General features: G+C 70.9%; 13 protein-coding genes. 5 read left to right on the top strand and 8 right to left on the bottom strand.

Translation table 11 applies throughout. The features are described from left to right. Positions 1-53: 53 nt before the first annotated feature. Positions 54-3,368: an NACHT domain-containing protein gene (locus ACZ4IF_RS30805; RefSeq protein WP_467568634.1), complete on the bottom strand. Its 3,315-nt coding sequence runs from the start codon at positions 3,366-3,368 to the stop codon at positions 54-56. 466 nt (positions 3,369-3,834) lie between these two features. Between ACZ4IF_RS30805 and ACZ4IF_RS30800 the strand changes: the two genes are divergently transcribed. Next, the gene (locus ACZ4IF_RS30800; RefSeq protein ID WP_467568632.1) at positions 3,835-4,452 is read left to right on the top strand and encodes a M23 family metallopeptidase; all 618 of its coding nucleotides are present in this window, start codon (positions 3,835-3,837) and stop codon (positions 4,450-4,452) included. A gap of 67 nt (positions 4,453-4,519) precedes the next feature. Here ACZ4IF_RS30800 and ACZ4IF_RS30795 read toward each other — a convergent pair whose 3' ends face one another. After that, complete coding sequence (locus tag ACZ4IF_RS30795; protein ID WP_467568630.1) at positions 4,520-5,113, bottom strand: TetR/AcrR family transcriptional regulator; 594 nt, start codon at positions 5,111-5,113, stop codon at positions 4,520-4,522. A gap of 193 nt (positions 5,114-5,306) precedes the next feature. Between ACZ4IF_RS30795 and ACZ4IF_RS30790 the strand changes: the two genes are divergently transcribed. From ACZ4IF_RS30790 to ACZ4IF_RS30780, 3 genes are all read left to right on the top strand, one after another. Further along, positions 5,307-6,902: an MDR family MFS transporter gene (locus ACZ4IF_RS30790; RefSeq protein ID WP_467568628.1), complete on the top strand. Its 1,596-nt coding sequence runs from the start codon at positions 5,307-5,309 to the stop codon at positions 6,900-6,902. 283 nt (positions 6,903-7,185) lie between these two features. Next, positions 7,186-7,617, top strand: coding sequence for a helix-turn-helix transcriptional regulator (locus tag ACZ4IF_RS30785; RefSeq protein WP_467568964.1), 432 nt, complete (start codon positions 7,186-7,188; stop codon positions 7,615-7,617). A 74-nt stretch (positions 7,618-7,691) separates the two neighbouring features. Beyond that, positions 7,692-8,129: a VOC family protein gene (locus ACZ4IF_RS30780; RefSeq protein WP_095935754.1), complete on the top strand. Its 438-nt coding sequence runs from the start codon at positions 7,692-7,694 to the stop codon at positions 8,127-8,129. Positions 8,130-8,187: 58 nt separating this feature from the next. On the opposite strand, the gene cseC is transcribed toward ACZ4IF_RS30780, so the two are convergent. The 5 genes from cseC to ACZ4IF_RS30755 form a co-directional block, all read right to left on the bottom strand. Next, positions 8,188-9,684, bottom strand: a complete 1,497-nt coding sequence (cseC, locus tag ACZ4IF_RS30775; protein ID WP_467568625.1) for a two-component system sensor histidine kinase CseC — start codon at positions 9,682-9,684, stop codon at positions 8,188-8,190. Positions 9,685-9,692: 8 nt separating this feature from the next. Beyond that, on the bottom strand, positions 9,693-10,400 hold the full coding sequence (gene cseB, locus ACZ4IF_RS30770; protein WP_467568623.1) for a two-component system response regulator CseB: 708 nt from the start codon (positions 10,398-10,400) through the stop codon (positions 9,693-9,695). A gap of 10 nt (positions 10,401-10,410) precedes the next feature. Then, positions 10,411-11,061: a hypothetical protein gene (locus tag ACZ4IF_RS30765; protein ID WP_467568621.1), complete on the bottom strand. Its 651-nt coding sequence runs from the start codon at positions 11,059-11,061 to the stop codon at positions 10,411-10,413. Next, positions 11,049-11,600: a SigE family RNA polymerase sigma factor gene (locus ACZ4IF_RS30760; protein WP_095935757.1), complete on the bottom strand. Its 552-nt coding sequence runs from the start codon at positions 11,598-11,600 to the stop codon at positions 11,049-11,051. Before ACZ4IF_RS30760 ends, ACZ4IF_RS30765 begins: the two co-directional genes overlap by 13 nt. 253 nt (positions 11,601-11,853) lie before the next feature. Then, complete coding sequence (locus tag ACZ4IF_RS30755; protein WP_467568618.1) at positions 11,854-12,762, bottom strand: HhH-GPD family protein; 909 nt, start codon at positions 12,760-12,762, stop codon at positions 11,854-11,856. Positions 12,763-12,982: 220 nt separating this feature from the next. Between ACZ4IF_RS30755 and ACZ4IF_RS30750 the strand changes: the two genes are divergently transcribed. After that, positions 12,983-13,819, top strand: a complete 837-nt coding sequence (locus ACZ4IF_RS30750; RefSeq protein ID WP_467568616.1) for a hypothetical protein — start codon at positions 12,983-12,985, stop codon at positions 13,817-13,819. A gap of 265 nt (positions 13,820-14,084) precedes the next feature. On the opposite strand, the gene disA is transcribed toward ACZ4IF_RS30750, so the two are convergent. After that, positions 14,085-15,209: a DNA integrity scanning diadenylate cyclase DisA gene (disA, locus tag ACZ4IF_RS30745; RefSeq protein ID WP_095935760.1), complete on the bottom strand. Its 1,125-nt coding sequence runs from the start codon at positions 15,207-15,209 to the stop codon at positions 14,085-14,087. Positions 15,210-15,253 lie beyond the last annotated feature (44 nt).

Genomic DNA, 15,253 nt, shown 5'->3' with positions numbered 1-15,253 from the left:
ACGCCGGTGACGTCCGGCTCCTCGTTCTCCGCGCCGCGCCGCACACCGGGCGGTCACGTCTGCTGGGTCCAGGTCGTTCCGCCGAGGTGGCGCTGGGGCTGATGGACGACAGTCTGCTCCGGGAGCTGGTCGACGCCGCACAACTCGCCCTCCCCGCCCGGGACGACGAGCAGCTCCCGCAGGCCGTGGGCGGCCTTCAGAGGGGAGACGTCCAGTCGGGTGCGGGTGGTGACGTCACCGATGATGTGCAGCTTCGTCAGGTGCGGGAAAACCGCCGGGACTCTCTCCAGGTCGAGGGTCCCGGCCATGTCGTCGAGGAGGAAGAGGTCGGTGACGCCGGGGAGTTCCAGGGAGTCCGGGCACAGCGCGAACAGGCTCACGCTCATCTGGAGATGGACGAGTTCGGGCAGTGTGGCCACGGCCGACCAGCCGTGGAGGAACCGGGTGTCCGCGGGCCAGCCGCTCGCGAGGAAAGCGAAGGTCAGCTCCTTCAGATGGCGCAGCGTCGCCAGCGGGCGCAGGTCCGGCTCGGGGCCCAGGCCGCCGAGGATCAGTGCCTCGATGGTCTGTCCGGTCAGGGCCGACAGGTCGGTCAGGTGCGGGCAGGCGTCGATCTCCAGGCGGGTCAGCGTCGTCGCCCCGCCGAGGAAGGAGATGTCGGTGAGGGTGCTGTTGCTCCGGATGCACAGATGGGTGGGCGGGACCTCCGAGACGTACGCCCGTAACTGGTCGGCGGGCAGGTCGCCCTGGACGTCGACCATGGGGCGCCCGCCCAGCGCCCGCAGCGCCCGCAGTTGTGCGGCTTCGGTGACCAGGAAGTAGACCTCGTGCGGGTCGACCTGGGCGATGACCTCGCGGGCGAAGCGCTCGGTGTCGAACCGGGACCAGCTCCTGACGATCCGGTCGCGGACCCGCGGGGAGTCGTGGCAGGCGAATCGGGTGAGGTACGGGATCGCCGCGTCCGACGCCAGGTGCAGCGCGGTCGCGACGACGGCGCCGGCCTCCTCGACGCTGAGTTCCTCGGGCCCCGGGAGCAGGTCCAGGACGAGGGGGCCGACGGTGGCGAGTTCGACGGCCTCCTGCGAGGTGGACGGCGGGATCAGTGTGCTCGTGCGTTCCTTGACCGCGAGCCGGACGGCCGGGTCGAGTTCGGCGGCGTGCTCCAGGCAGGCGGCGGCCAGCAGGAACACCCTGTTGCGCACCGGAACGTCCGTGGTCCGGTCGCCCACGGCGAGCAACTCGGTCAAGATGTCGGCCCGTTCGCGCGGCCTGCTGTGGGCCACGGCCATCCGGATGACGTCCTCCCACTGGTCGTCGGCCGCGTGCTCGATCAGCAGGCCGATGTCCCACACCTCCACGGCCGCTCGTGCTCCCAGATAGTCCTGGAAGGTGCGGTGGATGAAGTCGACGGCGCCGGGGGCCGGTTCGCGCAACAGGCCGCTGCGCAGGAGGAGATGGCGGAAGACGGCCGTCGCGTCGCCCAGGGCTGCCGCGGCGGGCACCGAGGGGAGGGCCTCCTCGATGATCTGCTCGGCGCGTTCGCGGTCGAGTTCGGTACGACCGTTGCGGATCAGCCAGTACGCGAGCCGCTGGAGCAGCTGGGTCTGCGGCTCCTGCTGCAGTTCGAGTGTCAGGATGTCGCGCTCCCGATCCCGGCGCGTCAGCAGCATGGTCAGCGCGGCCTCGTACAACTCCTTGCGTCCTTGCGGGAGATAGCCGCGCCGGTCGCGGTGGAGCGCGCAGATGAGCCCGCACATGAGCGGGTTGGTGGCGAGCCGGCCGAGATCCCCCTTGCTGCGTACGGCGGTCAGCAACTGGGTCTTGTACGTGGTGAGGGCCTCGTCCTCGTCCGGGCTGCCGATCCGTGCGGCGGTGTGCCAGCGCTCGATGAACGCGGCGACGTCCGCCGGGCTCATCGCGGAGAGGGTGAGCTCGGCGAAGTCGTCGTCCGTGAGCCAGTTCTCGCGCACCGCCGAAGGCCGCGAGGTGACCAGCCAGCGGTTGCCGGGATAGGCGCTGATGAGGTCGCTGAGCCAGACACGGGTCCGCTCCCGTTCCGAGTCGGGCACCTCGTCGATGCCGTCGACGAGGACCAGTCCGCGCCGGGAGCCGAGGACCCGGTCCGCCCAGCCGTCCGGCTGGCCGGCGGCGAGCGGGCAGCCGGTGGCCTCCAGGAAGCGGTCGGGCACGGGGAGCCGCTCCCCGTGCCGGGTGAGGGTGCGCAGGGGGAGCACGAAGGGGACCCTCTCGTGCAGGTACGACATCGGGCCCTCCGGTGCCGAGCGGGCGGCGGAGACGGCCAGCCACTGGACGAGGGTGGTCTTGCCGGAGCCGGCGACCCCGCGCAGCAGGACGCGTTCGTGGGCGGCAAGGGCCTGGTCGGCGGGGCGCGAGTCGAAGCGTTCGAGGTGGCGCCGGCCCGTCTCGGTCTTCGCCGGGGCCGGGACCGCCCGCGCGCCGCGGGTGTCCGCGTCGGCGGGCCGCCGGTGGGGGGCGGTCGTGGGCGGGTGCGTGCCGGACGCCTCTTCCGCGGATGTGGTGCCGGCGGTCTCCCCGGGTGCCGGGCCGCCGGTCTCCCCGGGCGCCGTGCCGTCGTTCCGCCCGAGGACCGGGCGGGAGGCGGTGAACGTGCCGGGCCGCACATAGCCGAGGAGTCGCTTGCGCGGGGCGGTCGCCTCCAGGCTCAGGTACGCGGCGTCCAGCGGCCACTTGCCGGGGGAGTTGGTCAGGTCGATCCCGTAGATCGTGAGCTGCCCCTGCTTCTTGGCGACATAGGCGAGGTAGCGGCGCTCGAAAGAGGTGTCGCGTGCGTCGGGCCGCGGGACACGGGTGATCAGCTCGTCGAGTTTCGCGACGAGCTCGGCCAGCAGGCGGGTCTGTTCCACCAGCGTGCGCGCCACGAACGTGGAGCGCTGGGTGAAGAAGTGCATGACATGGACGCAGGCCCACTCGGTCAGGGAGTCGAGGAAGAAGGAGGCGTCGGCGGAGAGGTCCCCGGTGGGGGCTCGGTGGTGGAGCTTGCGGGCCAGCTCGCGGTGGCCGAGCCGGACGGCCTGGACGTCGTCCATGTCGAGGTCGCCGAGGGCGAGCAGCTTGCGGGACAGCGCGTCCGTGACCGCCGTCTCCTCGTCGGGCGGGAAGGGGCGCTCGCCGGGTGAGTCGAGCGCCGCCCGGACCAGCTGGGCGGCGAGGCGGCGGACGTCCTTCTCGGTGAGCGTGCGTTTCTCTCCGCGGAAGGAGACCAGGGCCGAGAGGCGTACCGGCTCGTCCACGAGGCCGGCTCCCGGGCCGTCGCGCCGGAAGAGTTTCTTGACCACAGGCGCGATGAGGCTCGACGCCAGTTTCGTGCCCAGTACCGACGGATCCATACGGCCTCCCCCAAGAGCCCTGAACCAGGCAAGCAGAGTAGCCCCGGTCACATTCCCGGGGGGCTTGATCTTGCCGTCCGGTGACATGGCGCACAGGCGTTTTGTCCGGTACTAACCTGCCTAGTGGACAGAGTAAAACGGACATTCAGGACCTTTGACCCAGGGCCCTCGGGACGGTTCGCGTGCCGCGGGGCTGAAGGGCCATGAAGGGCTTTTTCCAGCGGGCGCAGCCCTCCGAAGTGCGGTTAAACCGTGTTTCGGGCGAGGAAAACGGCAGATCCGGTACGGGATGTCCGAACTGTCAAGGTTCATTAAGTTTTCGGGTGAAGTACGACCTAACGTCGTAGGTCACACTGTTTGGGGGTCTGTGGGGTGGCGGGTTACCAAGGTGATGGGCCGCTCGCCGGACGACATGTCCACCGGGCGGTTTCCCGAGTCCCAGTCCCCGTTCCCGCGAGGTCCTCACATGTCGAAGCGCGTCACGTCCCGTCAGTCCCGTACGTCCCTGATTCGCACCCGGGCCGCCGTCCTGGCCGTGGGCCTCGGAGCCACGGCCGTACTGGGCGCCGGGGTCGCGAGCGCCGCCGAGACCGGGCTGAACAGTGCCGGCACCGTCAAGGCCGCGAGCACCGTCCAGGCCAAGTCCGCCGCCGCCAAGAAGGGCGCCTCCTGGGTCGACCCGGTGAAGCGATACGCCCTGTCCGCCAGCTTCAACCAGGCCGGCGGCATGTGGGCCCACAAGCACTCCGGCCAGGACTTCGCCGTGCCGCAGGGCACCCAGGTCGTCGCCGCGCACGGCGGCACCGTCGTCAAGGCCGGCCCCAACGGCGCCGGTGACGGTCCCGCGTACGGCAACGCCATCGTCATCAAGCACGGCAACGGCACGTACTCGCAGTACGCCCACCTGTCGCGCATCGACGTGCGGATAGGCCAGGTCGTCGGCACCGGTCAGCACATCGCGCTGTCCGGCAACACCGGCAACTCCAGCGGCCCGCACCTGCACTTCGAGATCCGTACCACCCCGAACTACGGGTCCGCGATCGACCCCGTCGCCTTCCTGCGCGCTCAGGGTGTCGTCGTCTGATCACCTGACCCCCACAGGGTGATCACCCCGTAGGTGTGGCCGGGCGTCCCGAAAGGGGCGCCCGGCCTCATGCGTCGGCGCCGCCGTTGGCCTGTGTCACCAGGTCGATCGCGACCTCCAGGACCGCCTTGCGCTTGTCCTCGGGGTCGCCCTCGACGTCCCTGAGGACGAACATCCCGGCGTGCATGGAGAAGAGCGCGCTGATGCACCGGACCTGGTCCTTCAGGTCGGCGTCCGGCTCCTTGAGCAGGTCGACCATCCGGATCATGCGGTCCTTGAAGTCCTCGCCCGTGCGCAGTTCGCGCACCGTCGCCTGGTTCTCCTGCATGAAGCGGAAGAGTGGGGCCGCCTCGGCGAGGGCGTCGCTGTAGCGGTGCAGGATCTCCTGCTTCGTCGCCAGCGTGCGCGGCTGCTGCGCCCCCCATTCGATCAGCTCGTCCATGGGCCGGGACAGGTCCTGGAAGAGGCTGATGAGGATGTCTTCCTTGGTCTTGAAGTGGTAGTAGAGCGCCGCCTTCGTCACGTCGAGATGCTCGGCGATCTCGCGGAGCGAGGTCTTCTCGTAGCCCCGCTCGGAGAAGAGTTCGAGGGCCACGTCCTGGATGCGCTGGCGGGTGTCGCCGCGGCGCTGTCGCTTGGTGCCGTCCATGGTGCCGCCCATCCTCTTACTCCTCGCGCTCCCTGAAAACTTACCTGTCGACCGGCTGGTAAAACTACTTAAACTTACTTGACGCCCGGCTAGTTCGGGGTCTAGTTTCCCTGAGTGTAGTCAACTTGCCGGTCGGCAAGTAAGTAGTCGAGGGGCGGCGGCCGCACCAGAGGGCGGCGCCGGTACTCAGGGGAGTGGGAAAACGATGGCGGACACCACGGCAGCGGCCGCACCGGTCGCCGAGGACGGCGGGAAACAGCCGCGCAGCGTACGGGTCGTACTGCTCGCGCTCATGATCGCGATGCTGCTCGCGATGCTCGACAACATGATCGTCGGTACGGCGATGCCCACGATCGTCGGTGAACTGGGCGGGCTGGAGCACCTGTCCTGGGTCGTCACCGCGTACACGCTCGCGACCGCGGCCTCGACCCCGATCTGGGGCAAGCTCGGCGACATGTACGGGCGCAAGGGCGCCTTCATGACCTCGATCGTGATCTTCCTGATCGGCTCCGCGCTCAGCGGCATGTCCCAGGACATGGGGCAGCTCATCGGCTTCCGCGCCATCCAGGGTCTCGGTGCCGGCGGTCTCATGGTCGGTGTCATGGCGATCATCGGCGACCTGATCCCGCCGCGGGAGCGCGGCAAGTACCAGGGCATGATGGCCGGCGTCATGGCCTTCGCCATGATCCTCGGCCCGCTGGTCGGCGGCTCCATCACCGACCACTGGGGCTGGCGCTGGTCCTTCTACATCAACCTTCCGCTCGGCGTCGTCGCGCTCCTCGCGGTCAGCGCCGTGCTGCACCTGCCCAGGAAGCGGGTCGAGGCGAAGATCGACTACCTCGGCGCCGGCCTGCTGGCGCTCGGCATCTCGTCGATCGTGCTGGTCACCACCTGGGGCGGCACCGAGTACTCCTGGGGCTCCGCGCGGATCATGGAGCTGATCGGCATCGGCGTCGCGGCACTCGTCGGCTTCGTCTTCTGGCAGACCCGCGCCGCCGCGCCGATCATGCCCCTGCACATCTTCCGCAGCCGCAACTTCACCCTGATGTCCGTCATCGGCTTCATCACCGGCTTCGTGATGTTCGGTGCGGTGCTCTTCCTCCCGCTGTACCAGCAGTCCGTGCAGGGTGCGTCCGCGACCAACTCCGGTCTGCTGCTCCTGCCGATGCTCGGCGCGATGCTCGCCGTGTCGATGGTCGCGGGCCGGGTCACCACCAACAGCGGCCGCTACAAGGTCTTCCCGCTCGTCGGCAGCGTCCTGATGATCGTCGGGCTGTTCCTGCTCGCCCAGATGGACACCGGGACGACCCGCCTGACCTCCGGTCTGTACATGGCGGTGCTCGGCGCGGGCATGGGCTGCCTGATGCAGATCACCATGCTGGTCGCGCAGAACAGTGTGGAGATGAAGGACATGGGTGTCGCGTCCTCCTCGACCACCCTGTTCCGGACCCTCGGTTCCTCCTTCGGCGTCGCCATCATGGGCGCCCTGTTCAACCACCGGGTGCAGGACGTGATGGCCGAGCGGGCCGGAGCACTCGGCTCCAAGGTGACGGAGCAGTCCGCGCAGCTCGACGCGGCCAGCCTGGCGAAGCTGCCCACCGCGGCGCGCGAGGCCTACCAGTACGCGGTCTCCTCCGGTACGCACTCCGCGTTCCTGCTCGGGTCCGTGGTGGCGGTGGTGGCGCTGGTCGCCGCCGTGTTCGTCAAGGAGGTCCCGCTGAAGGGGGCGGGCGCGCCCAAGCCGGAGGACGGCGCGGTGCAGGACGCGGCCCCCGCGGCGAGCATCGCCGAGGCGGTCTGACCCTCCGCGAACCCCACGGGTTCCGCGAGCTCCGGTCCGGCGAACTCCACCCCGAGTGCCGCGAGCTCCGGGGTTCGGCGAGATCCACCCGAGTTCCACGCGTACTCGGACCGAAGGCCCCCGGCGTTGTCCGCCCCGGGGGCCTTCTCCCGTCTCCGGCCCCGGTCCGTGACGGACCGGGGGGCCTGCCGCCGGGCCCGCGACGGACCGGGCGCTCCGGCGCCGCCGGGAGACGGCCGCGGCGGTGTCGGTGCCGCGTGCCACCATCGGGAGCGTGGACAGGATGCGGCAGCTGCGGCTGGCCAAGGACGCGATGGACCGGGACTGGGCCGAGCCCGGCCTCGATCTCGACGCGCTGGCCGCGCACGCCGGGTACTCGCGCTATCACTTCATCCGCGCCTTCAAGGCGGCGTACGGCGAGACACCCGGCCAGTATCTGACGCACCGCCGCATCGAGCGGGCTGAGGAGATGCTGCGCACGGCGAACCTCTCGGTCACCGACATCTGCCACCTGGTCGGGTTCAGCAGCCTCGGCACCTTCTCGGCGAGCTTCAAGACGTGGACCGGACTGACACCGAGCGAGTACCGCGCGAAGCACGTGCGGAAGGGGGCCGCCCTCATCCCCGGCTGCTACGCCATGTTGTGGGCGGGCGGCTTCCGGCGCAGGGCCGCTTCCCCGCCCGCCGAGGACCGCAACTCTGAAGAAGCACCCTGAGCGGGCCCGCGCCTACGGTGGCGAGCAGGAGCTGGTGCCGGACGGGCAGCAGTGGACGACAGGAGAGCAGAGCCATGATCAAGGGCCTGGGCATCACCACCGTCTGGACGTTCGACCAGGAGCGGACCAAGGCCTTCTTCACCGAGAAGCTCGACTTCGAGGTGCGCAACGACCTGGCCATGGGGTCCATGCGGTGGATCACCGTGGGGGCCAAGGACCAGCCGGACGTCGAGCTCGCGCTGATGAGCCTGGACGGCCCGGGGCTCGACCCGGAGTCCGCGGAGGCGCTGAAGAAGCTGGTCGGCAAGGGCGCGCTGGGCGCGGGCGCCTTCCGCACCGACGACTGCCGCGGTGACTACGAGAAGTTCAAGGCGCGCGGAGTGGAGTTCCTCCAGGACCCCCAGGAGCGGCCGTACGGAATCGAGGCGATCTTCCGCGACGACAACGGCAACTGGTACTCGCTCACCCAGCGCAGCGAGGAGCTCGACTTCTCGAAGGACTTCGGCTGCTGAGCATTCCCACGCGCCGCGGCAGGCCCCGGCCGGTGAGGGTTCCGGGGCCGCCGGACCCTCACTTGCCGGAGGCCGACGGCAGCATCGGATAGCTCCCGGTGTTCGTCGGGGCGTGCTCCGGCAGCCACAGCACCGCGACCGCACCCTCCGCGGGCACCTCGTCCGGAGCCCCGGCGGGCCGTACGTTGCGGAACGTCAGCCGGGCCCCGAGCACCCGGGCCTGCCCCGCGGCGATCGTGAGGCCCAGCCCGTGCCCGTGGCCGGCGCGGTCGGTGCTGCCCGTACGGAAGCGGCTCGGGCCCTCGGCGAGGAGCTTCTCCGGGAAGCCGGGGCCGTGGTCGCGGACACGGATGACACGGCCCTCGACCGTGACCTCGACGGGCGGCCTGCCGTGCCGGGAGGCGTTCGCGAGGAGGTTGAACAGGACACGCTCCAGACGCCGCGGGTCGGTCGTGACCTCCGACTCGTGGACCACGCGCACCTCGACGCCCGCGTCCTTCGCGGCCACGCGGCGCGTGACGAACTCGCCGAGCATGATGTCCTGCAGCTCGGCCCGTTCGGAGGCGCCGTCGAGGCGGGCGACCTCCAGGACGTCCTCGACGAGCGTGCGCATGGCCTGCGCCCGGTCCCGGACGAGTTCGGTGGGACGGCCGGGCGGCAACAGCTCCGCCGCCGTCAGCAGCCCGGTCACCGGCGTGCGCAGCTCGTGGGCGATGTCGGCGGTCACCCGGCGCTCCGCCTCGATGCGCTGCTGGAGCGCGTCCGCCATCGCGTCGACGGCCCGCGCCAGGTCGTCGGTCTCGTCGCGCACGACACCGCCGATCGCGTCCCGCACCCGCACGTCGGTGTCGCCCTTGGCGACCTGGTTCGCGGCGGCCGCGGCCTTGCGCAGCCGGCGTGACAGCTGGCCGCCGATGAGCACGCCGAGCGCGCTGCCGCCGAACACGACCGCGATGGACCCGATGATCAGGGCCTGGTCGAGGTCCTTCATGACGTCCGCGTTGCGGTCGGTGAACCGCTCGTGCCAGGACAGCACCCGGCCGTCCCTGAGCGGTACGGCGGCCCAGATGTCGGGTACCCCGTGCGTGCCCTCGGAGATGTAGGTCGCCCGCCGGCCGTGCGAGACGCTCTCCAGCAGTTCACTGGGTATCGACGGGTCGTCGATCTTGGCCCCGAAGGGCGGCGGCCGGCCGGGTCCGTACATGCGCTGGGCGAGCTGGATGCGCTCGTCCGCGAGGTCCCGCGAGTTGTCGAGCATCGACACCCGGGCCGCGTTGTGCACGACCAGGCTCAGCGCGATCGCGACGAGCGCGCCGACCAGGGCGATCGCCGTGCTCAGCTTCCAGCGGATGCCGGTGCGGATGTTCGTGCCCGAGTCGGAGCCGTCGTCCGCGGCACCGCCTGGACGCGGGCGCGCGCCCGCACCCGCCCGTCCGCCCGGAACCGCGCCGGTACCCGTCCGTCCGCCCGGAACCGGGCCCGCGTCCGTCCGTCCGCCCGGAGCCGGGCGCCCGGCCGGACCACCGGACCCCGGACGCTGAAATATCCCCCGCATACCCCTGCTCAGGCCTTCAACTTGTAGCCGAAGCCGCGGACCGTCTCGATCCGGTCCTGGCCGATCTTCGTACGCAGCCGCTGCACGTGCACGTCGACGACGCGGGTGTCACCGCCCCAGCCGTAGTCCCACACGCGTTCGAGCAGCTTGTCGCGGCTCAGCACCGTACCCGGCGCGGCGGAGAACTCCAGCAGCAGCCGCATCTCGGTGGGCGTCAGCGCCACCTGCGCACCGCTTCTGCGCACCTCCATGCCCTCGGTGTCGATCTCCAGATCACCGAAGGCGAGGACCCCGCCGTCCACCGGGGCCGGTTCGTCGGCCGCCGCGCCCCGCCCGCCGTTGGCGTGCCCGAAGCGGCGCAGCACCGCGCGGATACGGGCGACCAGGACGGCCCCGTCGAAGGGTTTGGTCACATAGTCGTCGGCGCCGGCCTCCAGACCGAGCACGACGTCGATCGAGTCGGCGCGCGCGGACAGCATGATCACGGGGACGGTCGACTCGTCCCGGATGCGGCGGCACAGCGAGACCCCGTCGAGCCCGGGGACCATCACGTCCAGCAGGGCGATGTCCGGGCGGTCGGCACGGAACGCCTCCAGGCCGGACAGCCCGTCGGGCATGGCGGTCACCGCGAAGCCGTCGCGTTCCAGGGCGAGTTGCGTGGCCTCCCGGATGACGTCGTCGTCCTCGACGAACAGGACGTGGGTCTGCTCTGCCATCCGTCTGCTCTCAGTTCGCCTCGGGCGAGGGCGAGTTGGCGCCGCCCACCGCGTTGCTGTAGTCGTTGTGGATCCGGGACTCCTCGGTGAAGCGGGTCGCGGACCAGTCGTAGGTGATCACTTCTTCGCTGGAGGGGTACGACACCGGGTCGCCCTTCTCGTACAGCTGCTGGGTGACCACCAGATCGCCGCGGTCTATCTCCGCGTAGACCGGCGGCTCCTCGGCCTTGAACACATTCTGGTATCTGCCGTTGGCCTCGCGGTACACGTACGAGCCGATACCGACGGCGTCGCCGCAGGTCATCACGTTGACCACGACGTCGTTCGAGGAGCTCTTGGTGAGGTTGCCGTACGACACGTCGACGGGGTACTCGTCGCCGACGCACGGCTTCAGGTCGCGCTTGACCGCCGCGCTGACCCCCGGGTCGTTCTTGACCAGCCGGACGGCGTCGACGCGCCGTGCCGCCCTGCTCGGCGAGGCGGCGGCCGTGGGCGTGGCGGCGCCCTTCGCGACGGCGTCTCCGCCCGCCGGGCCCTCGTCGCGGGCGCCGGTGCCACCGGTGGCGCAGGCGCTCACGAAAAGGCCGAGGGCGGTGAGCACGGCCGTGGCCGTGCTCCCCGCCTTCAGGACCTGACTGGCCCGACTTTCTAGGCCGCGCAACGCTCCCGCTCCTCACCCGGTTCGAGCGCGCGGGCGCCGCGCTCCGCGAGGTCGCGGCTCTCCAGCTCCTCGCGGAGCCGGGCCAGCGCCCGGTGCAGCGTGCTCTTGACCGTTCCGGCCGACATGCCGAGGGCGGCGGCCGTCTCCTCCGTGGACATCTGCTCCCAGTGTCGCAGCACCACGACACTGCGTTGCTTGGGAGCGAGAACCTTCATGATGTCCATCAGCAGCGCGCGGTCCGCGTGCTGCTCGGTGGAGTCCTCGACGCTGGCGTCCGGAAGCTGCTCGGTGGGCACCTCTTCGAGCTTGCGGGCCCGCCACCACTCGGTCCGGGTGTTGATCATGACGCGGCGCAGGTAGGCGTCGGCCAGCCGCTTGTCCGCGATACCGTCCCAGCGGCCGTACGTCCGCACGAGCGCGGTCTGCAGCAGGTCCTGCGCGTCGACCGGGTCGGGGACCAGGCGGCGGGCACTGCGCAGCAGCGCGTCCTGCCGGGTACGGACGTACTCCTCGAATTCGAGCACCTCGCCCTGCGCCATGATCAACCGCCTCCATCCCCGTTTCCGACCTGCCTGCTGCCGGTTGTCCGTCTGCTGTCGCATCGCCGGCGTGCCGCGGTCTGTGCGGCCGCTCCTGCGGTACGGCAATGAAGCTACGGAGGCGTTGTCACGGGGTTGTCCGAGACAGCCTGCGGCAAGCAATCGGCTGTCCGTCGGTTGTGTAACGGATGTAGGCGCGGGGTAAGGGAGAGGCTGCTTTCTGCCCGTACTGGTCCCGTTGTGGGTGTTTTTGTCAGGTCAGGGGGAGTCGATACAGAGCGCCGGGGAGCGGCTCCACCAGTCCGTCGGCGACGAGTCCGTCGAGCGCGCGTGCCCGCTGCACCGGTTCGCCCCACACGCGGTCAAGTGCCGCCTGAGGTACGGGCGCGACCGCTTCCCGCAGCACGGCGAGCAGCTTTCCGCGCACCTGCCGGTCCGTGCCGGCGTACGTCTGACCGCGCCGCGGTGGGCCCTGGTGCTCCGGCTTGCCCGCCAACTGCCACGCGCACTGCGAGGCGATGGGGCAGCGGTGACAGGTCTCGTTCTTCGCCGTGCAGACGAGTGCGCCGAGCTCCATGGAGGCGGCGGCCCAGCGGGACGCCGTGTGCTCGTCCTCGGGCAGCAGCGCCCGCGCGAGCTTGCGCTCGGCCGCGGTGGTGGCGTTCGGCGGGTACTGGACGCCGGTGACGGCCCGCGCGAACACCCGTCGCACATTCGTGTCCAGCACGGCGTGCCGCTGGCCGTAGGCGAAGGACGCGACCGCCGCCGCCGTGTACTCCCCGATGCCGGGCAGTGCCAGCAGCTGGGCGTGCTCCGCCGGTACGTCGCCGCCGTGCCGCTCCGTTATGGCCACCGCGGCGCCGTGCAGGCGCAGCGCACGCCGTGGGTAGCCGAGCCGGCCCCAGGCGCGGACGGCCTCTCCCGGGGCCTCCTTCGCCAGGTCGGCGGGGCGGGGCCAGCGGGCCAGCCACTGCTCGTACACGGGGAGTACGCGGTTGACCGGGGTCTGCTGGAGCATGAACTCGCTGACCATCACTCCCCAGGGACCGGCGTCGGGGCGCCGCCACGGGAGGTCACGGGCGTGCTCGTCGAACCAGGCGATGACGGGTGCGTGGAGCGTCTCGCCGGAGGCGTTCTGGGTGGGTTTGGTGGGTGCAGTCATGGCTCTGTCGATCCTGCCAGATCTTTGCAGCCCGTCCGGCGATTGAGCGCGCGCCCGTCCGGGCCGTCACGGCGTCCGGGTGCGAAGTCCGCAGGTACCGGACGGGTGGGGGCGGAGGGGGTGAAAACTCGCCAGGTCCCGGGATGATGATCCGGAAAAGTTGCCGACAGGGCGGCGGGTGCGGCAAGTCGCGGCGCCGATCTCTCGTACAGTTTGCGCCGTGGGATCTCTGCGCAATCCTGTCGGGCCGCTTCCCTCCACCATCTACTGGCGTCGGAGGGCCGTTCTGCTGTCTGTGGTCGCGCTGTTGGCGCTGCTCATCGTATGGGTGGTCGGTTCCGGCGGCGGAGGCGGAAAGCACGACAACGGCGGGTCCAACGGCAAGAACCCCGCGCCCACCATCACTCCCGGCCCCTCCGGTTCGGGGCCCGCGATCAGCCAACACCCGGGCGGGCGCGACGAGTCGAGTGGCAGTGGCAGCGGTGGCGGCGGTGACGAGGGCGGCGACGGTGACGGCGACGCGAGCGGCGGCGGTTCCGCCGGCGGTGCCGGTTCCGGCGGCTCCGAGGAGAGCGGCGGCGGAGCCGGAGGCGGCTCGGACGACGGGTCCAAGAACGGCGGCGGATCGGGGGACCGGCTCCCGGCCGGCTCCACCCTCCCCAACTGCACCCCCGGCAATGTGAAGTTGACGCTGCACAGCGAACACAACAGCTACGCTCCCGACGAGACCCCCACGATCGATCTCATCGCCAAGAACTCCTCGGGCAGCGCCTGCAAGCTCGATCTCGGCCCCGGGAACACCGTGCTGACGATCACTCAGGCCGGGAGCGACGACGACATCTGGGCCTCGGACGACTGCCCGAAGGGCGGCAGCCGGCTGTACCGCGTGCCCGCCGACGACCAGCTGATCTACAAGGTGAAGTGGGACCGCAAGGCCAGCGCCCCCGAGTGCGCCACGCCTCCGGCGGGTTCGGCGTCCGCGGGCACGTACCTGGTGGAGGCGAAGGCGCCCGGACTGGCCAAGGCGCAGACGTCGTTCGTCCTGGCCAAGGACTGAGCGAGGGCCGAGCGAGGAGTGGGTCCGGGAGCTCGGCGTGAGTGCCGACCCCGGGCGCGGCGCCCGCACGGCGCGCCGAGCCAGGAGCTGCGTCCTGCCCGCCTGTCGCCCCCGAGGGCCGTGCCCGGGGCGCGCGCCGGCCTCGAACGCTCAGGTTCCGGGTGGCGCGCCCAAGCCCGGGACGCGGCCCGCGGGCCGAAGGGAGGGGGCCGGCCCGAGCGGTGAAGAACCTGAGGGCCGAGGGTCCGGCGATCCGCCGGACCGGCTAGACGTACCGCTCCAGGATCGACGACTCGGCCAGGCGGGACAGGCCCTCGCGGACGCTGCGCGCCCGTGCCTCGCCCACGCCGTCGACCGTCTGGAGGTCGTCCACGCTGGCCGCGAGCAGCTTCTGCAGCCCGCCGAAGTGCTCGACGAGCCGGTCGATGATCGCGCCGGGCAGCCGGGGCACCTTCGCGAGCAGCCGGAAGCCGCGCGGCGAGACCGCGGAGTCCAGCGCCTCGGGGGAGCCGGTGTAGCCCAACGCCCTCGCCACGGTGGAGAGTTCGAGGAGCTCCGCGTGGGTCAGCGCGTCCAGCTCGGACAGTGCCTCGTCGACCGTGCGGGAGCGCTTGGCGGTCGGCTCCGGTACGTAGTCCCGTACGACGAGCTCGCGCTCGGGCTCCACGCCCGCGATCAACTCGTCCAGCTGGAGCGCGAGAAGACGCCCGTCGGTGCCCAGTTCGACCACGTACTCGGCGATCTCGGTGGCGATGCGGCGGACCATCTCCAGACGCTGGGCGACCGCCGAGACGTCCCGGACGGTGACGAGGTCCTCGATCTCCAGCGCGGACAGTGTGCCCGCGACCTCGTCGAGGCGGAGCTTGTAGCGCTCCAGGGTCGCGAGCGCCTGGTTGGCGCGGGAGAGGATCGCGGCGGAGTCCTCCAGGACCCGGCGCTGACCGTCGACGTACAGCGCGATCAGGCGCATCGACTGGGAGACCGAGACGACGGGGAAGCCGACCTGCTTGCTCACCCGGTCCGCGGTGCGGTGCCGCGTGCCCGTCTCCTCCGTGGGGATCGTCGGGTCGGGCACCAGCTGCACGCCCGCACGGAGGATCTTGGTGATGTCCTTGTCGAGGACGATGCCGCCGTCGAGCTTGCACAGTTCGCGCAGCCGCGTGGCGGTGAACTCGACATCCAGGACAAAACCGCCCGTACACATCGCTTCGACGGTCTTGTCGGATCCCAGCACGATGAGTCCGCCCGTGTTGCCGCGGAGAATCCGCTCGAGCCCGTCGCGCAGGGCCGTGCCGGGTGCCACGGCGCTCAGTGAGGCGCGCATCAGGCCATCGGCACCGGAGCTCCCACCGGACTTTCCGGGAGCTGCTGCCCGGTCGTTGGCTGCCACTGCACTCCTCCGGTCGCAGGTTTCCGGTCGCCCTCGGTTCGTAC

This window comes from Streptomyces sp. NPDC025784, assembly GCF_055558435.1.
Note: the sequence above shows the minus strand (reverse complement) of the source record. Positions and strands in the feature narration are given on the sequence as shown.